The sequence below is a fragment of the Amazonocrinis nigriterrae CENA67 genome, assembly GCF_016056305.1.
Taxonomy (GTDB): Bacteria; Cyanobacteriota; Cyanobacteriia; order Cyanobacteriales; family Nostocaceae; genus Amazonocrinis; species Amazonocrinis nigriterrae.
Genome location: NZ_JAECZC010000105.1, coordinates 30,163 through 50,082, shown reverse-complemented (window position 1 = coordinate 50,082; position 19,920 = coordinate 30,163). Strand labels below are relative to the sequence as shown.

Below are 19,920 nucleotides of genomic sequence, written 5' to 3'. Positions count from 1 at the left end.
TTTTTGAGTGTACATCGCACAGTCTCACGACCTATTTGCGTGACGATACTTCGCGCTTTGAGTTCGTCTACTAATAACTTCATCGTCCAACGAGTCCTACCATCCGGCGGTGGTGAACAGCATATAGCTATCAGATGCGCCTGTTTTTCTCCATCTAATTTCTGTGGCACGGGTGGTGTCTGACGCGGCTTGCGGTTGAGGGCTGCTTGTTCTCCTTGCTCTAAAAATGATGAGCGGATGCGGGCAACGCTATTACGATGTAATCCTAGTGCTGCCCCTATCTGCTGGTCATTCCAGCGTTGCTGCCCATATTCACCCTCATCCGACATGATCAGTACACGTGCGTGCAGAATTTTTTTCACTGGTGCATGACCATTACGGCTGAGCGCTTCCAAGTGTTGTCTTTGTTCTGCACTTAAGCGAATCTTGTTTGTTCGTCCACGTCCCATTTTCTTTGTCTGTTTCTGCTACATCTAATGCACTATTTTAGCCCGGTCGCGCTACTACTGGCGTGGCAAGCTTAAAATAGTGCATTAGGAAAAACTGAAAAAAATTGATTTTTATCACTTTTCTCAAAAATCTATTGCAACATTTTAGTCTACACACGCTATTACTGACATATTTACTTTATAAATAGCCTCTTAATAGCAGTCTCAATGTACAAGTTAAATACGTTATGGCTTAGTTTACAGATGGCTCAAACAGCCTTCCAACCTTTTTTGAGCAAGGCAAGAAAGGTTGCATAACCTTTAGAAAAGTGACGAGGGTCGGGTAAAAAATATTCTGGAAACTCTTCATATGGACGCCAAGGTTCCGATGGATGATGCCGTAAGTGTAAGGCACAATCTATTGCTCCTTCTATTTTCCAGGTCATTTGACCACCAGTTGGTATTTCAGCCATAGTTTTTCTCAACAACAGTAGTGTTAATTGTTAGGTACTAAAAATTCTCGCACCCTGAATATTAATTTCTGTAAACAATGATACTTTTATGCTAGACATTTATGCCAATTTGCTATAAAGGTATCATTGTTAATTACACTATATGGTTCCCAAAATTCGGAATCCAGTTCCTCAAGAAGTACTTTTGACTCTTCCTAACGACAGCAGAAGTTTCCTGCATACAGCTTTTGAATGTAGGGTTTGAGCTTGCAGGATTTATTGCTAATGGTAGTTAATCTTGATTAAATAACTTTCTCAGTTGCTCAATCCCTTCACTAGAGCAAATCTTCCATCGCCGCCCCAACGACGCGATGATCTGTGTCTTGTCGAAGTTGAGCCAAGGCTTGTTTAGCATCGGGGTCATTAAAATGTTTTAAGGCATAAGCAACCTGTACCCGAATGCCTTCAGATTCTGAATTCTTGAGATTGAGGAGTTGGGATAAGGCTGCTTGATGTTGACGGGAACTAGCTAAACTACCCAGCATGTCTACCGCTGCTTCCTGCACAGTTGCATCTTCTCCCTGTATTGCTTGGACACAAACTTCAAGCAGTTCTTCGGGACACTCCAGTTCAACCAAAGCTCCTAGGATGCTACGGCGCAATAGCCAATGATCATCCATGAAAAATGCCTGAACTAAATGGGAAGCAGATATCTTACCAAATAAAGACAGCGAGTTAGCAGCTTCTGCCCGTACATTGGGAGTGTTATCAAACTTCATAATCTGGAGGAGAGCAGCAAAAGATTCAGACGTTTGATGGCTCCCTAATCCCCTAGCAACAAACGATCGCACTAGAAATTCTGGATCTTGAATATGCTTGGTGAGTAAAGGAACAGCCACTTCAGGGGGATAATTTTTCAAAGCTGCGATCGCATCCAGCCGATATTTAAAATCGGAGTTTTGCAGATTGGTTTTGATTTGATCAAGTTCCATGAGAGCAAATGACAAAAGTTTCTTTAATTTTAGAGGGCTGGGGACTGGGTAAGAGTTTTCCCAATCCCCAATACCTAATACCCAATCCCCAATCCCTTTTTATTGCACATCAAATCGCGTGCGAAAACTGCCATATTTAATCCAGTATTGCTTTAGGTTATGGCAAGGCGTATGTAAACTGGCTCTAGCGCGATATAGAAGAACTTGGCGATGATCTCCCATCCACAATTTATCAACCGGTTCGACCGAAATTATGGTTCCTCCCAAAGCTACAACGCATTCTGAAAAACGCTCCACAGCACTATAGTCTACTGTTTCAAAAATGAAAAAATTACCTGAACAAATCAAATGGCGGCTTCGGAGCCAGCATTGCATCTTTTTTTGAGCTTCTGGTGGCAACATTCTTGCTTCAACGCGCTCCAGACTCTTCAAGGAAGTGTCATAGGATAGTTGGGATTTCATGGGCAAAACTCTCTCGTTTTTCAAACCTCAAGGGCCCGAAGGTTGACCCCCAAACTTGCTCATGTGTATTCATATCCATGCCTTTATCGAGGCTCACCCAAGTGGTTTGTGTGACTTCGACATCACTCACTAGGTAAGTCTGGCAGCCATTGCGCTCAATTAAGCATGAGTTACCTTCTACACTGCCTCGAAACAGATCACCATCTCGCCTGAAAATCATGGCGCAGTTATGTCGGCGTTGAATGCAGTCAGTTGTAATTGTTTTCAAAATGTCTAATTCACGCGCTGCACCCGCATAAAGATATGCGTTTTTGAGGCTGTAGTTTTCGATGTAAATATGGTCTTTGCAATCCACCAGCCTATGCACACCTTGACGGTAGGGACTCCAAAGATCATAGTCGTAAACCTGCTCGGAATAAAAGCCAATGCCAGAGAAGAACTCAAACGGCAAGGGGCGAAAGTAGACATGTATATGGGCGAAATTTTTAGGATTTTCAACAGACTGTTTGTAATTACTAAAATCCCCTGCCATACAACGAGCCAGGGTTACTAAATCATTTGATTCAGACTCAGAAATATGCAGTGGAGTAGTCATACTAATTCGTAATTTCTAATTCGTAATTAAGACATGCTTAAAAACGGCTTGAACAGGTATTTATTAAAATTTTAACCTGTGGAAAATCAACAAGACATTTTCTGAAAATTTGTTTTTATTGTTATGCAATTGGTTTCTGTTGTAAAGTTACCAATTTGGCTGAGGCTCAGGCAATTGTTTATTATTTATTTTGAATTTTTAATTTCTTGTCGAATTTCTGATGAGAAAGAGGCTGTCACAATTCCTGTACCAGCGCTGGTTTTGATTAGGGAAACTCGACAGCGGACGTTGGGGTTAACAAACCAAATTTTTTCTTCTGCGGCTGCGCGGTCATATTGTGTAACTAAAACAAAAGTATCATCTTCGGTCAAGTAATAATTACCAGCCGCTGCCATTGTTTCTGCATAACCTTGATCGCGTAGGAGTTTGCCGCGATTGGGGTCGTCAGGGTCGGGAACTGGAACTAAAATACAACTACCTTTGAGTACTTCGTTTTCATCCCAGTCTGATTGACCGTCCCAAGTCATGCGAAACGGGGAAACAGCTGCATTTGTGTCAATATTATAGGATTTGCAGAGGTCAACAACTGCTGGGTCATCTGGGGAAATGGCAACGATGTCGATGACTGATTGTATGGCTTCAAAGTGACCAAAAGCTAAGTGATGGGCGCTGCGTTGCGATCGCCAACGCCCAATGGAACGCTCAACAAATTCTTTAATCTTCATAACGACTAATAATTAAATGAGAATTCTTGGAGAAGTCGAGAAAAGGAAAACAACGAAACAACAAGGGAAAGGGGAAGGGGAAGAATTATCTTTTTCCCTTTTCCCCTCTTTATATACCTTTTTCACCTTTATTTACCTCTTGTAAAAAGATACTTTTGCAAGAGGTCTACATATATTGATGGTTGATCCGATGAACAGGATCATCAAGGTGGACAGTGCCCACCCCACAGGGGACTATGCTATCTCAGTAATACTGACAATTTTACCGCTAGTGCGATTAATCCGTTGAATTTGCGGGGACATCTTGCTAGCGGGTACGATGTATTCAGTTGTACTCACACGGCGGGGAGCGTCAAATTTGGAGCCAGTGACAACAATTTTGAACTGCCTTTCGCTGCCTGAGCTAAATACAGTTGCTGAAGATGGCTTAATTTTGTTGCTAGCATTAGCCGCGATCGCATAGACGAGCTGTGAAGATTTGACTGCACTATCAACTTGAGCAGGGCCACGATCAAGAGCAAAAATGCGGTTGTAGCCGACTTGCTTTTGGTTGGCTGCGCTGTTTTTGGCGCGTTCGTAAGGCACAATATTTTCACCAAAAGCTGATTGATATTCTTCGCTGTCGATGTAGGAGTCAATCTCAGCGTCGTAACCTTCAGCAACAGTGCGGATGATGTGTTCGGAAACTTCTCTTTGGTCTAGGGGTGCGCGACCGAGTAAGTGCAAGAAGTTCAGTTCAATAAAGCGGTAGGGGGCAGAGGACTCAAAGTAGCGACTGCGGTAAAAATTAGACTTAGCCACAGCGCGGACGAATTCACGCACGCTAATGGCGCGATCGCGCAACTGGGACTCAGCAGTCACCAAGCGTTCACTCTCCAGCACATGCGGATTTCCTAAAACATGCTTGTAAACTGCCCGAATCACTATTTCGATGTCCTCTAAACCGCTGTTAGACCGCAGTTCAACAATTGTAGTGGATGCCATTGAAACTATCTCCTAAAATGCTTCAATTTTTTCGGTTTGCTTAAGCACATATAAAAAAGCGCTGATTCAGCGAAGTTCAGCTTAGCCACCGAACTTCCTAATAGAATTTTCGGAAAACGCTGCTGTGACTTCTCGCGATCGTGTTACTGCCACACTCACACTATCAATTCAGCACATAGACTTTTAGACCAAGCTTTGTGAAAGCTAGGTTGAAAAAAGAAATCTTTTCCATACTCAATTCCCAAGCTTTAGCTATGGGAACTGAGCATTCAGCATTATTTCAGTCTAGTAACTAAACCGCTGTAATACTGGCAATGACACCACCTTGCTGGTGAATCCGCTGATACTCTTGAGACAGCTGATCGTAGGGTACCAAAAAGACTTGGTTCGAGCGGCGGAACTTGGAAACTGCATTGACAGCTTTTGCACGGTAGCCGGTAACTTCGATGCGATAAACCTTGCCATCGGAGGTAGCACCCACTCCTTGACGTGAGCGAGAAACTGCTGGGGGTGTACGGAAGGTTGCACCACTGCTAGAAGGCGAAACTACCGGAGTGGCGATCGACTGAATCACTAAAGAATTCAGTTTGGGACTCTTTCCTGCTAGGTCGCCTTTGAGGCTGCTGCTAGCAGAACCGCGAACTAATTGGAAGGTGTGGGTAAACTGAACTAAGCTTTGAATGGCTTCAGTTTTGTAGCCCCGGATATAGGGTACAAAGTTTTCACCGAAGGTGTTTTGATATTCATCGCTGTCGAGATAGGAATCAATCTCAGCTTCATACCCCTTGGTATCCAAGATAGTGCTGTGTGCGCGGGTTTCTTCTAAATCCCGTGGAGGACGACCAAGAAGGTGTCTGAAGTTCAGTTCGATCGCACGGTAACGAGGAACACCATCAAAAAAGCGAGAACGGTACAGATCAGACTTTGCCACTGCACGGACAAACTCACGGACGCTGTACTCGCCGCGCTTAAACTGCGACTCAGGTACAGCAAGCCGCTCACTTTCCATGACATAGGCATTGCCTAACACTTGCCTGTAGACTGCCCGAATAATTGATTCTGCTTCTTCTGCCGAACTACCGGGTAAGGACTCAATCGGAGGGGTTTCGTCAAATAGGCTGACCCCCAAGCGTGAAGCTGGTCCAAAAGGCATTAACGATATCTCCTGCGTTAACAACAGAGTTTAAGAAATTTGTTTCAAAAAGTTAAGAAATTTCAGATTGTTCATCCAACAAATCAAGCAATTGATTGATTTGTTTGATTACAAAGCCTAAATTTCTTCATCAGAAGCCCAACCCCACAAATCATAGAAATTTTTGGGAGGTTTTATACGCTTTGTTATGATCAATCTTCATATGAGTCTGTAACCAACAACATGAAGATTTATGAATCTTGATGATTGTAGCGGGGAATGGGGAATGGGGAATGGGGAGCAATGCCCCAATTCCTAATTACCAATTACCAATTACCAATTACCAATGCCCCATGCCCAATGCCCAATTCCCTAATCTTGTTTCTGCTCTACTCCAAAGCCTACTAGAACGACCTCTTGCAAGGGTTCTCCTTCTGCTGGACGACGGTAGTTAAGAATTTTACGAATACGGAGTTTGGGGTTTACTAGAGTGATGGAGTCCACAGAAACTACACGGGTGTAGGTAGTAGTCATCAACAGTTCCCTGGTTTCCGGGTTGAAGCGAAAGTTAGACACGATTGGTCGGGATTCTTCGTAGGCGCGATCGCGCAAATAATCTCCCACCAATATAAAACCTTCTTCCATCTGAGGTACAAACAGCATATTCAGAGATTGATTCACTTTTTCGCCTTTCTCTGAAACCGTTGTAAATTCTAGATGGTATCCAGGTAAACCCTCTAGGTGTGAGTTATCTGGATACTGGTTATCGCTGAGAACTTGGGCTTTGCGTTCTGTGGTGATGGGCTGGATCAGGAATTCTGTACGCGATCGCTCTACTTCCTGATGTGTCAGATAATGGTAGGTGCGTTCAGTCGCCCAATTACCAACGCAAGCTGCAAAAAACTTATGAAATTCGTCTTTTGAGTCCATAGTTTTAAATGTTGAATTTTGAATGATTGGGAATTGGGAATTGGGAATTGGGAATTGGGAATTGGGAATTGAGTATGAGTTATTTCTCCCCATCCCTCTATCTCCCTATCTCCCTATCTCCCCTGCACCAAAAGCACCCCTGCACCAATCCCTAGTTCTTCAGTTCCACCTTAAAGATGCTATCCGCAGGCTTTTGGGCAATAGCAGTATCCCAGGCGATCGCTTGCAAAAATGCGTCAGAGGAGAGGGTTTCTACTACATCTACGCCCCAATTTCCCGGTTGTAATGCATCGGGTGAACTGCTTGTTGGAGGGGTGGTTTTAATGCCACCTAAGACCAATATCTCAGGGATAGATCCTGGGTGCGATCGCTCTAGTTGACGTTTCTCGAATAGGGCATTAGCACACAGTTCTCCTACCTGTCGGGGTGAAAATTCTTCTGTAGCAAACAAAACCTCTACAATCCAATGAGGATTATTCACTAGGCGACATTTAAGGTGTTGATGAACACTCAAACCTTCCATAAAAACTTGTGCAAATTCTTCCCGACTCAGGGCTGGCACGATGTCGGTAGAAACGTCAAAGTTATGGGAGAGCAACATCCGCCCTCGAAGCAGATCATTCACAATCTTTAACTGTTGTCAATAATACTTTATCTTCTAGGCTACCTTAACTAGCAGCTCAGTATCAGTAAAAAATCCTGACAAATCCAGATTTTTTAGACTCTATGAGTCATCAGCCATCAGTTCACAACTTCAACAAACTGAATAATTTATTTTATGAACTGTCTCAATTGTCCAACTAAGTGATCGAAATAGGGAGCTAGCACTTGTTGTTGCTTTGGTTCTACCCGATTCAAACTAGCTGCTTTGATACCTTCTAACCCGACTATCATGGCATCTAACGGCACTTGCAATTCTTGATAAAGGAGTTGCATGTAGTGCAGACCTTCTACACTGGTGTAATCGGTGCGACCTCCGGCAATACCGTAGGTGATGCAGCGCAGGAAGTGCCAAAAGTCCCGCCAGCAAGCTTCAGCTCTTTCGGCCGGGTAGAGTCCGCCACCTGGTTGGGTAATACTGGGAAAGGTAGCTAAAACTTCGTTTCTAGCTTCATTCACGATGTCGTTGACGCGATCGCGTAACATCTGTGCTACTGGAATCAGTTGTGCTGTAGTTGGCACAAGCCTCTGAATCTCTTGAAAATCCTCATCTGTCAGATAGCGTCCTTGGTCATCTGCTGCTTGGAATCGCTCAATGGCTGGAACCGAATGGGTATCTTGCCAGGTAGCAAAGCTGACAATCCGGGCTTTTTTAATCAGTTCCTGAACTTTTTCACTCAGTTGCGGCATTGGGAATTAGGAATTGGGAATTGGGAATTGGGAATGGGGAATTGGGAATGGGGAATTGGGAATTGGTTTAGTTATTCTCACCCTCATCCTCCTTATCTCCCCCTATCTCCCCAGTACCCAGTACCTAATCATTTTATGAAGAAATTGCTGCTCGTCGGCGTAGAACTTCTAGTAGAGTTGTAAATGTTTGCGGAGGGGGGGCTGTGACTTCGATCCAATCAAGAGAAACGGGATGCTGCAACTTCAGTCGCCAAGCATGTAGCGCTTGACCTGGCAAGTTTACTCCCACAGAACGACCAGAACCATAAATTGGATCACCCACAATGGGATGACCGATTTTGGCACTATGAACGCGAATTTGATGGGTGCGTCCAGTTTCTAATTGAAAGTGGATTAATGTATAGTTTCCTAAACGTTCTAGTATTTGCCAATGAGTGATGGCAGATCGTCCGCCTTGTTCTAGGGAAACAACTGCCATTTTCTTGCGGTCTTGGGGATGGCGACCAATGGGCAAGTCTATGATGCCGCTTTCCACTTTGGGCGCACCGTAAACCACACCTAGATATTCTCGCCGTGCAGTTTTTGCTTGGAGTTGCGCTTGTAAGTGCTGATAGGCAAGATCTGTTTTGGCAATAGCGATCGCGCCTGTTGTATCTTTATCTAATCGATGCACGATTCCCGGACGTTGCACTCCCCCTATTCCTGGGAGATTGGGACAATGGGCTAATAAGGCATTTACTAAAGTGCCATCTGCATGGCCAGGTGCAGGATGCACAACTAAACCAGCGGGTTTGTTGAGAATGAGTAACTGGTCGTCTTCGTAGAGAATATCTAAGGGTATCTCTTGGGCTTGTAGTTCTAGAGGTTGGGCTTCTGGTATTTCCAGGCTGATGCGATCGCCTGCTTTCACATTTATCTTTTTGGTTGTGCAGACTTTGCCGTTGACTTGGACATTACCCTGTTCAATTAACTGTTGGATGCGGGAACGTGATAAGTCTGGTAATTCTTGGGCAAGGTAGCGGTCGAGGCGATCGCCACTTGTTTCTTGGACTTGTAAATTAATTTCATTCAGTACCACAAATTTATTATAAATAATTTAAATTTCTTTACCTAATATAAATATACACTTTCAACCTCCTCCGAAAGGGGGTAGTTATATTGGCTGGATAGATTACCTATTCATAATTCTACTTGCAGTCCACATTTTTCACTCAAAAGCTTTTCACATTAACAATAGTTAATTCTGAGTTATCAAGAGTGCTAAAAGTATATAAAGCCGCTAAAATCAGGCATAAATCTATTTTCTTGCGACTGTCATCAACTGCATCCTCAAAGTCGAATAGTTCACCAAACTAATACATAGTAGGTGGACAGGTTTGGTGTAAGCTTTTTGAGTTGGAGATGCAGAGCATCTCATGACAAGGCAATTCATACATGAAGGCTATGGCTCTTGGGGTATGTCAACTCTTAAGAGAACAAACTCGTGTGATGTCTGCGGCTGGCTACGCCTACGCAAAAATATGGCTCCAAAACAGTTCGAGCGAGGGACTAACAAGCCTGTTTTGCATAGAAGAAGTACGTGAATAAGAATCTACAAAGGGAAAATCTATCTTGGAAACAATTTCTAACTCGGAAAACCTGCCGACATCTAGCCAAATAGCAGAAAACAATCATCAGCATGGAAAAGTGTATTTCATTCGGCATGGTGAAAGTACTAGTAATGAACGCAATATTTTTGCAGGTGTGTTAGATGTCGATTTGACTACATTTGGTAGATTGCAAGCACGTCAAGCAGGGATAGACCTCAAGAAGAAAGGTGTAAAGTTCGACGTGGTATATGTCTCTCATATGAGACGCGCACGACAAACCTGTGAAATTGCACTTGCAGAAAGCCAAGCGTTGAAATCCCCCGATACTCCCATACAGATAGACCATCGAATTAGCGAGAAATCTTTTGGTATTTTTGCAGGTCGTAATTTGAATCTACTGCGTCTGGCTTTGGGTTATGAAGGCTTCGAGGAAATGTTGCATTCACACAACGAAGCACCTCCAGCTGGTGAGAAGATTGGACAAGTTTATGAACGCGCTGCACGTTTCTATGAGGAGCGAGTTGTACCGCACTTACAACGAGGTGAAAATGTTTTGGTGGTGTGTCACCAATATGTATTGGAGCCTTTAGCACTCTATTTAAGCAATCTACCACCGACTGCTTATAAACATCTAAAACTCCCCAATGGTAAAGCTCTCAGTCGAGAGGAACTAGTCAAGTTTCGCGATAAAGAATCTGGCGGTGCTGCTTCTTTACGTAAACAAATCAACGATTTGTCAATTATGTGGGCAATTTTGCTCTATGCTGCTGCCTTCTTATTGGGATGCTTGGTAAGAGCTTTCAGCGGTCTTGAAGGGGGAATTCCATCAGAACTATTTCGAGCAATCATCGTTGCTTGTCTAGCTGCTTCAACCTTTTATGCCTACCTAGATATTGACTTTGCAGCCAGTAAACGCAAAGTCAGTGCAACTGTGAAGTACATAGTCTACGCGTGGATGTTGGTCAGATGGGTTGTTGGGCTATTTTTAATCTTTTCTGGAATCTTGTATCAAAACCCCAGCGATTTATACAAAGTTATGTGGGTGCTTTTTTTGATGGTTCCGCCCGCCCTTACTTCCCCAATTTTATCGGTACTTTGGGGCGGTAATCTCTATCCCTCAGCTATCTTATCAAGGACATTATCAATCATCGCTCCACTTGCCTTGATTGTGACATTTGGGTTAGCAAAACAGTTACCAATTAACTCTTCCAGCCTTCAATTTTTCTTAGTAATTCTAATTGTTGGTTTAGCAATACCAGGAGCTTTAGGCCAATTTTGGCGTGAGAAATCTCCTGTTGAATCCAACCACCACAGCAAGAATTGGAAGTTTATCGGAGTGCTTGCTGTAGCATTAATGGCCTTGATAACTGGGTTTCAGTTTACTTTGCCAACATTCATCAACGACTTATTTTCCTCAACAGATACGAATCGTTCCCTAGCCTGTCTCCAACAACTTGCAGTAGCAACATTAGTCTTTGCCTTAATACGCATCTTTGCCGTATTGACTTCAGTGTTTACAAAAGGCAAGCTTAACAAAGCAGAAGCTCAAGATGCTTATATACTGCTTGTTAATCCAAACTTTTTCCTTTGGGCTGCTCTTTTCGTTGGAGTTAGTGCAAGTACAAATCAGGAAACCGTAAGATATGCAATTTTTTGGGCAGCACTGGGTTTTTTCTCCATACCACTGATAGAGCAGATATTGTTTATGAATTCATTTGGCAATGAATTATTGAGAGAAACACTGCGCTCTTCGAGAATGGCAACAGAAGAGATCAAAAAGCTTTTCTTTCAACTGGATACAGATGGAAGTCGGGCACTCGATAGAGATGAAATTATGGAGTTTTTAGGTCGAATAGAAGATATGACAACAGGCGAACGTAGCTCTGAAGAAGTCAGGAAATACATAACAGATTATCTTTTCGTCACTCTTGACGCTGATAAAAATGGGACAGTTGATTTGCAAGAGTTAGAAGATTATGTATCAACCTATGGGTTAGTTGCTAATCTGAATATTGTCCCTGCTACTGCATCCAAAATTGTAAAATAATTATTGCTAAATAAGTAGATTTAGCTGACAAATATTTTTTAACTCTCAACAAAGTGAAAGAGTCTCTGTACCAAATACGGTTTTGGCTATAGAAAATAAAATTTATAGCCAGGATCAGGAGAGAGGCTTCAAAAGCTCGATTTTTCGTCCTTTACCAAGGATCTTTAAGCCCCTCTCCGACGTGGAGAGGGGTTGGGGAGAGCTTCATCAAACTTACGTTAATTTATCTTCATAATGATTCCAACGTCTGCTAAAATTCTTGTACATTAGGAAAACAATAAAAATGAAGTTAGACAAGTTTGTATTGGCACAAAATATGGCTTTTCTAATATCTATTCCGCCACAAAGCAATTTAGCTAAGTTACTTGCTTTTTGTTTGGCGACAAAAGCCAGGGGAAATACTACAGGAACAAAAATATTGGAAATGACTTATGAGTTAATGGAAAATCCTTCTAAGTTGCCTTATTGGACTCAAGAAATCATGGGACAAGATTTAGATTACACGACTGAAGAGTGGAAAGCACTGGGAGAAATGGGAATTAAAGATGCTAATGAGTTTATGTCTATTTTATGGCATGAATTAGAAGATTTGATTTGGTAATTTTTTTTCCAAAATGATATCAGTGTATTTTTTGAATTGATTGAATAGATTTTGTAAAAATCATTATTTCCTATATACTTTTCAATTTTCTGTATAAAAAATTAAAAACTTTTCTTGGTAAATTGCAAAATAAATATGACTTTAAATGTTAAAATTCTAGAGCAAAGTTTTGAGAAAGTTAAACCTTGTGCTGAAGAATTTACCGCAAGCTTTTATGAGAATTTGTTTAAAGCTCACCCGGAGGTAAAACCGCTATTTACCAATACTGATATGGTAAATCAGCAGAAAAAGCTATTAAATTCTCTGGTTTTGGTAGTAGAAAATCTCCGCAACCCAGAAGCTTTAGAGCCAGTTCTCAAAGCTCTAGGAGGTAGACACGTCAGCTATGGAGCCATTCCCAAATATTATGGGCCAGTGGGAGAAGCTCTGCTAGTGACATTTGAACAGTATCTCCAAGAAGATTGGACTCATGAAGTCAAAAAAGCTTGGGTAGATGCTTTCACAGCTATCACTACTTTGATGTTAAAAGGTGCAGGTGTAGATCATGCACCCACAAAAGTTAAATTAGAGATAGCAGTAAATTCAGAACAACCAGCAGCTATACAACCAATTGAGCAAAATTTAGAAGATATTAAACAAGAAGAAACAACTGAGCAAATCTTAACACCAATATCAAAAGAAGAATCTTCCAAGCTACCTGTAGAGTTACTAGAGAGTAGTTTTGAAAAAGTTAAACCTCGTGCTGAAGAATTTGCCGCAAGCTTCTATGAGAATTTGTTTAAAGCTCATCCAGAGGTGAAACCACTATTTAATCATACTGATATGGGAACTCAACAGAAACAACTGTTAAATTCCCTAGTTTTAGTGGTAGAAAATCTCCGCAATCCAGAGGCTTTAGTACCAGTTCTCAAAGCTCTAGGAGCTAGACATGTAGGCTATGGAGCCATTCCTAAATATTATGGCCCAGTGGGAGAAGCTCTGCTAGTGACATTTGAACAGTATCTCCAAGAAGATTGGACTAATGAAGTTAAAAAAGCTTGGGTAGATGCTTTTAGAGCAATTACGGCGTTAATGTTAAAAGGTGCGGGGGAAGAATCTTCACCTAAAGTTGTCCAAGCACAGAAACTTGCCACTTTACCAAAACCTGTCTCAGCTGAAGAAAAATCTGGAAATTTAGCGAAAATTCCGACATTCAAAGCCGAAACCCAAAGAGAACCTCAGCTATTTATGTCCACAGCAGAGGTAGAAAAAAAAGCTCTTATATCGATTCAGATAAATGGTGAGGTTTTCAATGAAATTCTCAATAAATTTACCATTAATTATCAGCGTTTTCAGACAAAAATATCAGAACAACCATTAAGTGAAGTCATTAAGAAAATTCCTCAAAAACTTCTTGATAGTTTCTGGATAGCACCAACGTGGTTAGTCGCTATAGTTTCGGCAGTTATTTTTACATTAGTTGTTGTCAATGTCGATGACAATTCTGTGCTTGCAGAAGCTTTGGGTGCTGCTGATAGTATCAGTTTGGTGGTGGCGTTGGTTCTATTTATTAAGGAAACTCCAGATCGTAGAAAACAATTTCATTATCAAGCCTGGAGTACGGTTGATGCAGCACACGATGTTAAAGTTAGTTATGCTAGAGTTTTGGCATTACAAGATTTGAATGAGGATGGTGTTTCTCTAAGAGGTTTGGATGCTCCTGGTGCGGAGTTAGTAGATATTAATCTCTCTCATGCCAATCTAAGTAAAGCCAATTTGATGGAAAGCGACCTCAGTAATGCTAATTTGAGCTATGCCAATTTAGATAATGCTAATCTCAGTCAGGTTAAACTCAGTGGTGCAGATTTAAGTCATGCAAAACTGGGTTTTGCTAGTTTGAGTAAGGCTAATCTTAATAGTGCCAATCTCAAAAGTGCTAATTTGATTTGTGCAGATTTAAGTCATGCAAACCTGAGTGGTGCAGATTTGAGAGATGCTAGTTTGAGTGGTGCTAACCTGGAGGGAGCCTACCTGACTGGTGCTAATCTCAAAAATGCCAAAGTGAGCGATTATGAACTGAGTAGAGCTTTTCTAGAAGGTGCGATTATGCCTAATGGCTCACGATATCAGGGAGTGGGGAGTAGGGAGTAGGGAGTAGGGAAGAACCCTTTTTGAGTTGTACTGAATTTTTTCAAAAATCAAATAGGAGTCCTATATACATAGCCTTTAATGATAGTCGTAGTCACATAGGTTAAGACAATGTTCATTGCTCAAAGCCTTGAAAAAACTGGCTTCCTACTCATAGCTAAGCACTTAACAACGCCACATGCTACAACGGAGGGAACCTCCCTACCCTTCGGGAACGGCTTCGCAGTACGGGTTCGGCAGTTCCTCCACTTGGTGAGGGAGTTGCCGTCTTGGTGAGTCCACTTGCTGTCTTGGCTTCTGCCGAGATGGCAAAGTGGCGAACCCGAAGGGCGTCTTGCGTCGTTAGCGCAGCGGTAGCGAGTCTTTTCCTGTCGGAGACGCTACGCGAACGAGCGTCTGGCAAACTCCCGAACCCGTACTGCAAAGCAGAACCCGAAGGGTAGGGGGAGACCCCAAGACCGGACTGCCTCACCGCAACGCAGTGGCTCCTCAGCACTTTGCTATAGTTGCTGTCCTCTAAAATTTCTTCATCATATTTTTACAAAAAAACCAAAAAAATAGGTAACACCCCTCACACCTGAAAAGCTATTCTGTGTCTAGTAGATATACCCTAATGATCGGGAGGGCTGACTAAATAGCTCTCCTTCTTTTTTAGCTCATAAGTTATGAGTGTCAAGCTTTGAGGGTGTGGGATGTAGGGTAATTGGTGTTTGCTTATTATCCCTATTGGTACTCTTACAGGGTGTACAAAAATATAATTTTCTCTTCTACCCTACACCCAGCACTCTAGTTTTGGTTATACACATTATGTATTTCTTGATAGTAATCAAAATTACTATTTTCAACTAAAATTTTCTAGGTTAAGTAAATTCGGGGTAAGTTCTTAACAATATGTATACAAAAAAGAAATAATGGGTATTACTCCTCATGGCAAAAGTGTTATAATGTGCTAAGTAGATGCACCCTGATGATCTGGAGAGCTGCCTAAGTGGCTCTCCTTTTTTGAATTTTGTATCGCTAGGGTGTAGGTATTGGGCATAATACGTCTATTAATGGCTGGGATTAGTCAAATTTCTCTTCTAAATCGGTAGTTATTAATAACTAACAACGAACTAATAACTTAATGAGTAAGACTTGGTATAATCGCCAGTCGTGCGGTTAATAGTTGTGGGTGCAGAAAAATGACAGACTGGCAGGAAATTAGCGGTGGCGTTACAGCTCCAAGGGGATATCAGGCGACAGGAATAACCGCCGGACTGAAACCTTCGGGATTACCGGATTTGGCGTTAATCTACTCAGAGGTAGAAGCGATCGCAGCTGGTGTATTTACTACAAGTCAAGTTAAAGCCGCCTGTGTAGATTATTGTCGCAAACGTTTGCAAGCTAAACATAGCGCTCGTGCAATTCTCTGCAACGCCGGACAAGCAAACGCCGCCACGGGTAAGCAGGGTGTGCAAGATGCTATTGAAAGTGCTGATTTATTGGCTCGTGAGTTGAATATTTCACCCGATGCCATTTTACTAGCTTCTACTGGCGTGATTGGTCAGCGAATCAAAATGGATGCCCTCAGAAGTGGCATTCCCAAGTTAGTGGCAACATTATCTGACACAGGCTCAGATGCAGCAGCAAGAGCAATTATCACCACAGACTTGGTAACAAAATCCATTGCCTTAGAGACAACTATAGGCGATCGCCCGGTAAGAATTGGGGGCATTGCTAAAGGTTCCGGTATGATTCACCCCAACATGGCAACTATGTTGGCATTTGTGACCTGTGATGCGGCTGTTTCACCAAGCCTTTGGCAGCAGATGTTAGCTAGAGCAGCTGATAGAAGTTTCAATTCCATCACCGTTGATGGTGATACTAGCACCAACGACAGCTTAATCGCTCTCGCCAATGGTCAATCCCGCACTCCAGCCATTACCGACGCGGGTGCAGAAGCAGAAAAATTAGAGGCAATGTTAACAGCAGTTTGCCAGCATTTAGCAAAAGCGATCGCTCGTGACGGTGAAGGAGCAACCTGTTTAATTGAAGTGCAAGTCACAGGCGCCCATGATGAACTCTCAGCGCGTCAAATAGCCAAAACTATTGCTGGTTCCTCTTTAGTCAAGTCTGCAATCTTTGGACGTGACCCCAATTGGGGACGTATCGCCGCCGCTGCTGGTCGGTCTGGTGTGCTTTTTGAGCAAGAAAACCTGCAAATTAAGCTAGGGGATTTCTTAATGTTAGAAAATGGTCAACCTTTACCATTTGACCGCAAAGCAGCGAGTGCTTACTTAAAACAAGCCGCTGATGATGCTTCCTTACCCAAGGATTTTGTTGCCACCAATAATAGTAATGATTTGTCAGGCGATCGCACCACTATCAAAACTCAACGATTAGACAATCCAGTAATCATTGCAGTCAGCATTGGTAATGGATATGGTTCTGGTAAAGCTTGGGGTTGCGACTTGAGTTATGACTACGTGAAGATTAACGCTGAATACACTACGTAACCTGCACCAATTCTAAGTTGCTGCTAAAACTATGGCTATAATTTATCTGACCAGCGTCTAGCACCATGAATAATGGCTAAAATTTCAATTTGATCAGCTTGTACTCGATAAGGAATAATAAACGGTGTACGAGTAATGATTAATTCTCTAGTACCTGGAAATCGGCAAAATTGGCCGATTTCAGGATATTTTATGAGCTGATCTAGAGCTTTTTCAATGTGATCAATAATATCAATAGCAGCGTTTGGATTGCTTGCAGCTATGTAGTTGTAGGCTGCGTCCAAATCTGCTAAAGCAAGTTGAGTCCAAACAATTTTCATTTACGCCACTTTGCAAACGCAGCAGCTACTTCTTCTGGAGTAGCGAACTCACCTGCATCTGCCTGACGCAGACCTTCTTTAATATGGTCTAGTTGCCACGAGTATATTTCTAGATAAGCATTAATAGCTTCGTTCAATACATAAGAGCGATCGCGATCTAAAAGTAAAGCTATTTCATCAAGTGACTTTCGCTTTTCGGAGTCTAAATGAAAGGTTATAGTTTCTTCGCTCAGGGTCAAATTTATGAGTGATAACTGTCCTATATTGTATTGTAAGATGATGCGCCCATTTCAGGACAAACTGGCAAAAGTATCTTGAATTTTTTTCAACAATAGTTAATAAATATGTTAATTAAATTGTTAATTTGGAAGTCCCTAAGTCTGTGGAATGACAAAGTTAATGAGACTATTAATTAAGCGATCGCTTGCCATTGGCATTACCTGTTTACCGTGAAGCACCTCCATAGTGATCACGTATGACATCACCGAACCTGCAAAAATTCTTGCTGTTGCTTCCGGGTCAGAAATCCCTAGTTCTGGATGGGAAGCTAAATATTGAGTAAGGGTTTGGATACCTAATCCAAAGCCGTTGCGAACAAATGCCTGAGCTAAATTGGGAAAACGACCCGACTCCGCAAACACTAACCGAATAAAAGATAGATATCTTTGATCGTTCAAAATTTGGTTGAGAAATGTTGTTGCTAGTTGTCGCAGAACCACTTTTGGTTCTCCTTGTAGCAGTTCAAAACTAAACAAAAACTCAAACCGTTCACTGACTATTTGCTCTATTAAAGCTGTGAACAGTCCTTCTTTGTCCCGAAAATGACTGTAGAGAGTTTGTTTTGATACTCCAGCTGTTGCAGCTACTCTATCCATGCTGGTGTCTGCATAGCCATGTAGGAGAAACTCATGCATAGCTCCCTGTAGGATTTGTTCTGGCTTGCTGGTGTATGAAAAATTTGGTAGTGAAGGTAGTTCATGTAACTCAGTCATGGGAGGAGTGATTTCTGGACTGATAGCTTTAGCGCGTATCATCTGGCGGATTACGGCAGTCATCGGTACTCCCTGACGTTCTGACTCTTCCTTCAATAAGGAAAGCTCAGTTTGATTGAGTGTAACTCTCAAGCTGTAATCTCTTAGTTGTTTCATTTTTGTATCATTTTTTGTTCATTTTATAGAGCTAATATTTTACCCTATTTTTATCCGACAATCGATAAAAATTTCGAGTATAATCTCGATTAACTCTTGTTAATCGGTTATTTCAGCTTAAATACTTATACGTCTGTTTTCAGTAAAATCCACACCAACAAACCATACAGTCTAGTTTAAAAAGTTAGGAGTTAGGAGTTAGGAGTTAGGAGTTATCTTCCTTTTCCAATGCCCCATACCCAATGCCCAATGACCCAAAGAGAAAAATTATGGCTCAGTCACTTTCCCCAGCCCAAGAACCTTTTGATAGTTCTGTATCGTCCAAAAACAAGCGCAAACTGTCCCCCCTATTGCTGATTCCGTTGGGCTTATTACTAGCAGGAGCAGGTATACTAACGTGGTATTTTCTCTCATCAAACTCGGAAACTAACACACTGCGGGTAAGCGGTCGCATTGAAGGCTACGAAACAGATATTGGAGCGAAAGTAGCGGGTAGAATCGAGTCTGTAGCAGTGCGTGAAGGAGATGAAGTTCACCAAAATCAGGTGATTGTAAAGCTCGACGATGCAGAGATTCAAGCACAACTAATGGGTGCAGCAGCTCGTTTAGATTCTACTGAGAAACAACAAGAACAGGCACGATTACAAATTAATCTGTTGTCAAGTCAGATTTTGGAAAGTCAGCTTGCTTTACAACAGTCTCAAGGAGATGCCAAAGGTCGAATTTTTCAGGCTGAATCATCAGTGGCTTCAACTCAAGCACAACTAAATCAAGCGTTAGCCGAAGTACAGCAAGCTAAATCTGAGTTGCGACTGGCGCAAATAAATCGCGATCGCTATGCCAAATTGGTAAACCAAGGAGCTGTTACCAAGCAACAATTTGACCAAGCCCAAACCAGCTTTGAAACTGCCCTCGCTACTGTCAATTCACGTCAAGCAGCAGTGGATTCTTACCGGAAATTAGTTGATTCTGCCAAAGGTCAATTAACACAAGCTCAAACCACAGCGTTAAATCCCTCGATTCGCAACACGCAGCTGGCGGGGTTACGCACACAATTGGCACAGACACGCTTACAACTAGCAGCAGCTCAAGCTAATGTCGCCAACGCCAAAGCCTCTCAGCAGGAAACTAAAGCCAAAATTGCTGACTTGAATGTCATTAGTCCTATCGATGGCGTTGTCGTTAGTCGTAGTGTAGAACCAGGTGCCGTAGTTACCACTGGTAAAACTCTACTGACAGTTATCAATCCCAATACAGTTTATCTGCGTGCTTTTGTTCCTCAAGGCGATATTGGAAAAGTACGAGTTGGTCAGAAAGCTCAGGTCTTTTTGGATTCAGCACCCAAAGAACCCCTCAGCGCTAAAATTGCCGCTATTGATACGCAAGCATCTTTTACCCCCGAAAACATTTATTTTCAGCAAGACCGAGTTAAGCAAGTTTTTGGTGTGAAAATCTCCATCGACAATCCCGATAGATTAGCCAAGCCAGGAATGCCGGCGGATGCTGAGATTATGATTGCAAAGGAGCGGGGGAGATGAGGAGC

General features: G+C 42.3%; 20 protein-coding genes. 5 read left to right on the top strand and 15 right to left on the bottom strand.

The features are described 5' to 3' along the window. The 12 genes from I8748_RS32615 to I8748_RS32560 form a co-directional block, all read right to left on the bottom strand. The coding region (locus I8748_RS32615) for a helix-turn-helix domain-containing protein (protein WP_198128617.1) at positions 1–449 on the bottom strand (449 nt) is incomplete at its 3' end. Between the two features lie 248 nt (positions 450–697). Continuing rightward, a complete protein-coding gene (locus tag I8748_RS32610; protein ID WP_096557787.1) occupies positions 698–901 on the bottom strand; it encodes a hypothetical protein in 204 nt (67 codons plus the stop codon). Between the two features lie 314 nt (positions 902–1,215). Beyond that, positions 1,216–1,872 (bottom strand): HEAT repeat domain-containing protein, encoded by a 657-nt coding sequence (locus I8748_RS32605; RefSeq protein WP_198128616.1) that lies wholly within the window; start codon positions 1,870–1,872, stop codon positions 1,216–1,218. A gap of 99 nt (positions 1,873–1,971) precedes the next feature. After that, positions 1,972–2,334 (bottom strand): CpeR family transcriptional regulator, encoded by a 363-nt coding sequence (locus tag I8748_RS32600; RefSeq protein ID WP_225896623.1) that lies wholly within the window; start codon positions 2,332–2,334, stop codon positions 1,972–1,974. Continuing rightward, positions 2,312–2,929 carry a chromophore lyase CpcT/CpeT gene (locus I8748_RS32595; RefSeq protein ID WP_198128615.1) on the bottom strand — a complete coding sequence of 206 codons (618 nt, stop codon included), beginning with the start codon at positions 2,927–2,929 and terminating at the stop codon, positions 2,312–2,314. Before I8748_RS32595 ends, I8748_RS32600 begins: the two co-directional genes overlap by 23 nt. A gap of 185 nt (positions 2,930–3,114) precedes the next feature. Continuing rightward, positions 3,115–3,654, bottom strand: a complete 540-nt coding sequence (locus I8748_RS32590) for a phycobiliprotein lyase (protein ID WP_198128614.1) — start codon at positions 3,652–3,654, stop codon at positions 3,115–3,117. Positions 3,655–3,888: 234 nt separating this feature from the next. After that, positions 3,889–4,638 carry a phycobilisome rod-core linker polypeptide gene (locus I8748_RS32585; RefSeq protein ID WP_198128613.1) on the bottom strand — a complete coding sequence of 250 codons (750 nt, stop codon included), beginning with the start codon at positions 4,636–4,638 and terminating at the stop codon, positions 3,889–3,891. 292 nt (positions 4,639–4,930) lie between these two features. Beyond that, entirely contained in the window at positions 4,931–5,791 is an 861-nt protein-coding gene (locus I8748_RS32580; RefSeq protein ID WP_198128612.1) for a phycobilisome linker polypeptide, read from the bottom strand. A 351-nt stretch (positions 5,792–6,142) separates the two neighbouring features. Continuing rightward, on the bottom strand, positions 6,143–6,700 hold the full coding sequence (locus I8748_RS32575; RefSeq protein WP_198128611.1) for a phycobiliprotein lyase: 558 nt from the start codon (positions 6,698–6,700) through the stop codon (positions 6,143–6,145). Positions 6,701–6,851: 151 nt separating this feature from the next. Further along, positions 6,852–7,325 carry a DUF2656 domain-containing protein gene (locus tag I8748_RS32570; RefSeq protein WP_318781312.1) on the bottom strand — a complete coding sequence of 158 codons (474 nt, stop codon included), beginning with the start codon at positions 7,323–7,325 and terminating at the stop codon, positions 6,852–6,854. 146 nt (positions 7,326–7,471) lie between these two features. Further along, positions 7,472–8,050 carry a globin family protein gene (locus I8748_RS32565; RefSeq protein WP_198128610.1) on the bottom strand — a complete coding sequence of 193 codons (579 nt, stop codon included), beginning with the start codon at positions 8,048–8,050 and terminating at the stop codon, positions 7,472–7,474. Positions 8,051–8,183: 133 nt separating this feature from the next. Then, positions 8,184–9,122 carry an RluA family pseudouridine synthase gene (locus I8748_RS32560; RefSeq protein ID WP_198128621.1) on the bottom strand — a complete coding sequence of 313 codons (939 nt, stop codon included), beginning with the start codon at positions 9,120–9,122 and terminating at the stop codon, positions 8,184–8,186. A gap of 539 nt (positions 9,123–9,661) precedes the next feature. Here I8748_RS32560 and I8748_RS32555 point away from each other — a divergent pair. From I8748_RS32555 to argJ, 4 genes are all read left to right on the top strand, one after another. Then, positions 9,662–11,686: a histidine phosphatase family protein gene (locus I8748_RS32555; protein WP_198128609.1), complete on the top strand. Its 2,025-nt coding sequence runs from the start codon at positions 9,662–9,664 to the stop codon at positions 11,684–11,686. Positions 11,687–11,969: 283 nt separating this feature from the next. Then, a complete protein-coding gene (locus tag I8748_RS32550; RefSeq protein WP_198128608.1) occupies positions 11,970–12,287 on the top strand; it encodes a hypothetical protein in 318 nt (105 codons plus the stop codon). A 135-nt stretch (positions 12,288–12,422) separates the two neighbouring features. After that, a complete protein-coding gene (locus I8748_RS32545) occupies positions 12,423–14,417 on the top strand; it encodes a pentapeptide repeat-containing protein (protein WP_198128607.1) in 1,995 nt (664 codons plus the stop codon). A 1,178-nt stretch (positions 14,418–15,595) separates the two neighbouring features. Continuing rightward, positions 15,596–16,909 (top strand): bifunctional ornithine acetyltransferase/N-acetylglutamate synthase, encoded by a 1,314-nt coding sequence (gene argJ, locus I8748_RS32540; RefSeq protein ID WP_198128606.1) that lies wholly within the window; start codon positions 15,596–15,598, stop codon positions 16,907–16,909. A gap of 35 nt (positions 16,910–16,944) precedes the next feature. Here argJ and I8748_RS32535 read toward each other — a convergent pair whose 3' ends face one another. From I8748_RS32535 to I8748_RS32525, 3 genes are all read right to left on the bottom strand, one after another. Further along, positions 16,945–17,229, bottom strand: coding sequence for a type II toxin-antitoxin system RelE/ParE family toxin (locus tag I8748_RS32535; RefSeq protein ID WP_198128605.1), 285 nt, complete (start codon positions 17,227–17,229; stop codon positions 16,945–16,947). Next, on the bottom strand, positions 17,226–17,468 hold the full coding sequence (locus tag I8748_RS32530; RefSeq protein WP_225896622.1) for a CopG family ribbon-helix-helix protein: 243 nt from the start codon (positions 17,466–17,468) through the stop codon (positions 17,226–17,228). The genes I8748_RS32535 and I8748_RS32530 overlap by 4 nt, the downstream gene beginning before the upstream one ends. A 135-nt stretch (positions 17,469–17,603) precedes the next feature. Then, positions 17,604–18,221, bottom strand: a complete 618-nt coding sequence (locus tag I8748_RS32525) for a TetR/AcrR family transcriptional regulator (RefSeq protein WP_198128619.1) — start codon at positions 18,219–18,221, stop codon at positions 17,604–17,606. 425 nt (positions 18,222–18,646) lie between these two features. Between I8748_RS32525 and I8748_RS32520 the strand changes: the two genes are divergently transcribed. Then, positions 18,647–19,915: an HlyD family secretion protein gene (locus tag I8748_RS32520; protein ID WP_198128604.1), complete on the top strand. Its 1,269-nt coding sequence runs from the start codon at positions 18,647–18,649 to the stop codon at positions 19,913–19,915. The last annotated feature ends 5 nt before the right edge of the window (positions 19,916–19,920 follow it).

Bases quoted from the DNA above. Each gene is read 5' to 3' on its own strand.
- I8748_RS32590 (WP_198128614.1), bottom strand. From the start codon at position 3,654: ATGAAGATTAAAGAATTTGTTGAGCGTTCCATTGGGCGTTGGCGATCG.
- argJ (WP_198128606.1), top strand. From the start codon at position 15,596: ATGACAGACTGGCAGGAAATTAGCGGTGGCGTTACAGCTCCAAGGGGA.
- I8748_RS32525 (WP_198128619.1), bottom strand. From the start codon at position 18,221: ATGACTGAGTTACATGAACTACCTTCACTACCAAATTTTTCATACACC.
- I8748_RS32610 (WP_096557787.1), bottom strand. From the start codon at position 901: ATGGCTGAAATACCAACTGGTGGTCAAATGACCTGGAAAATAGAAGGA.
- I8748_RS32595 (WP_198128615.1), bottom strand. From the start codon at position 2,929: ATGACTACTCCACTGCATATTTCTGAGTCTGAATCAAATGATTTAGTA.
- I8748_RS32550 (WP_198128608.1), top strand. From the start codon at position 11,970: ATGAAGTTAGACAAGTTTGTATTGGCACAAAATATGGCTTTTCTAATA.
- I8748_RS32605 (WP_198128616.1), bottom strand. From the start codon at position 1,872: ATGGAACTTGATCAAATCAAAACCAATCTGCAAAACTCCGATTTTAAA.
- I8748_RS32585 (WP_198128613.1), bottom strand. From the start codon at position 4,638: ATGGCATCCACTACAATTGTTGAACTGCGGTCTAACAGCGGTTTAGAG.
- I8748_RS32535 (WP_198128605.1), bottom strand. From the start codon at position 17,229: ATGAAAATTGTTTGGACTCAACTTGCTTTAGCAGATTTGGACGCAGCC.
- I8748_RS32545 (WP_198128607.1), top strand. From the start codon at position 12,423: ATGACTTTAAATGTTAAAATTCTAGAGCAAAGTTTTGAGAAAGTTAAA.
- I8748_RS32520 (WP_198128604.1), top strand. From the start codon at position 18,647: ATGGCTCAGTCACTTTCCCCAGCCCAAGAACCTTTTGATAGTTCTGTA.
- I8748_RS32580 (WP_198128612.1), bottom strand. From the start codon at position 5,791: ATGCCTTTTGGACCAGCTTCACGCTTGGGGGTCAGCCTATTTGACGAA.
- I8748_RS32575 (WP_198128611.1), bottom strand. From the start codon at position 6,700: ATGGACTCAAAAGACGAATTTCATAAGTTTTTTGCAGCTTGCGTTGGT.
- I8748_RS32600 (WP_225896623.1), bottom strand. From the start codon at position 2,334: ATGAAATCCCAACTATCCTATGACACTTCCTTGAAGAGTCTGGAGCGC.
- I8748_RS32565 (WP_198128610.1), bottom strand. From the start codon at position 8,050: ATGCCGCAACTGAGTGAAAAAGTTCAGGAACTGATTAAAAAAGCCCGG.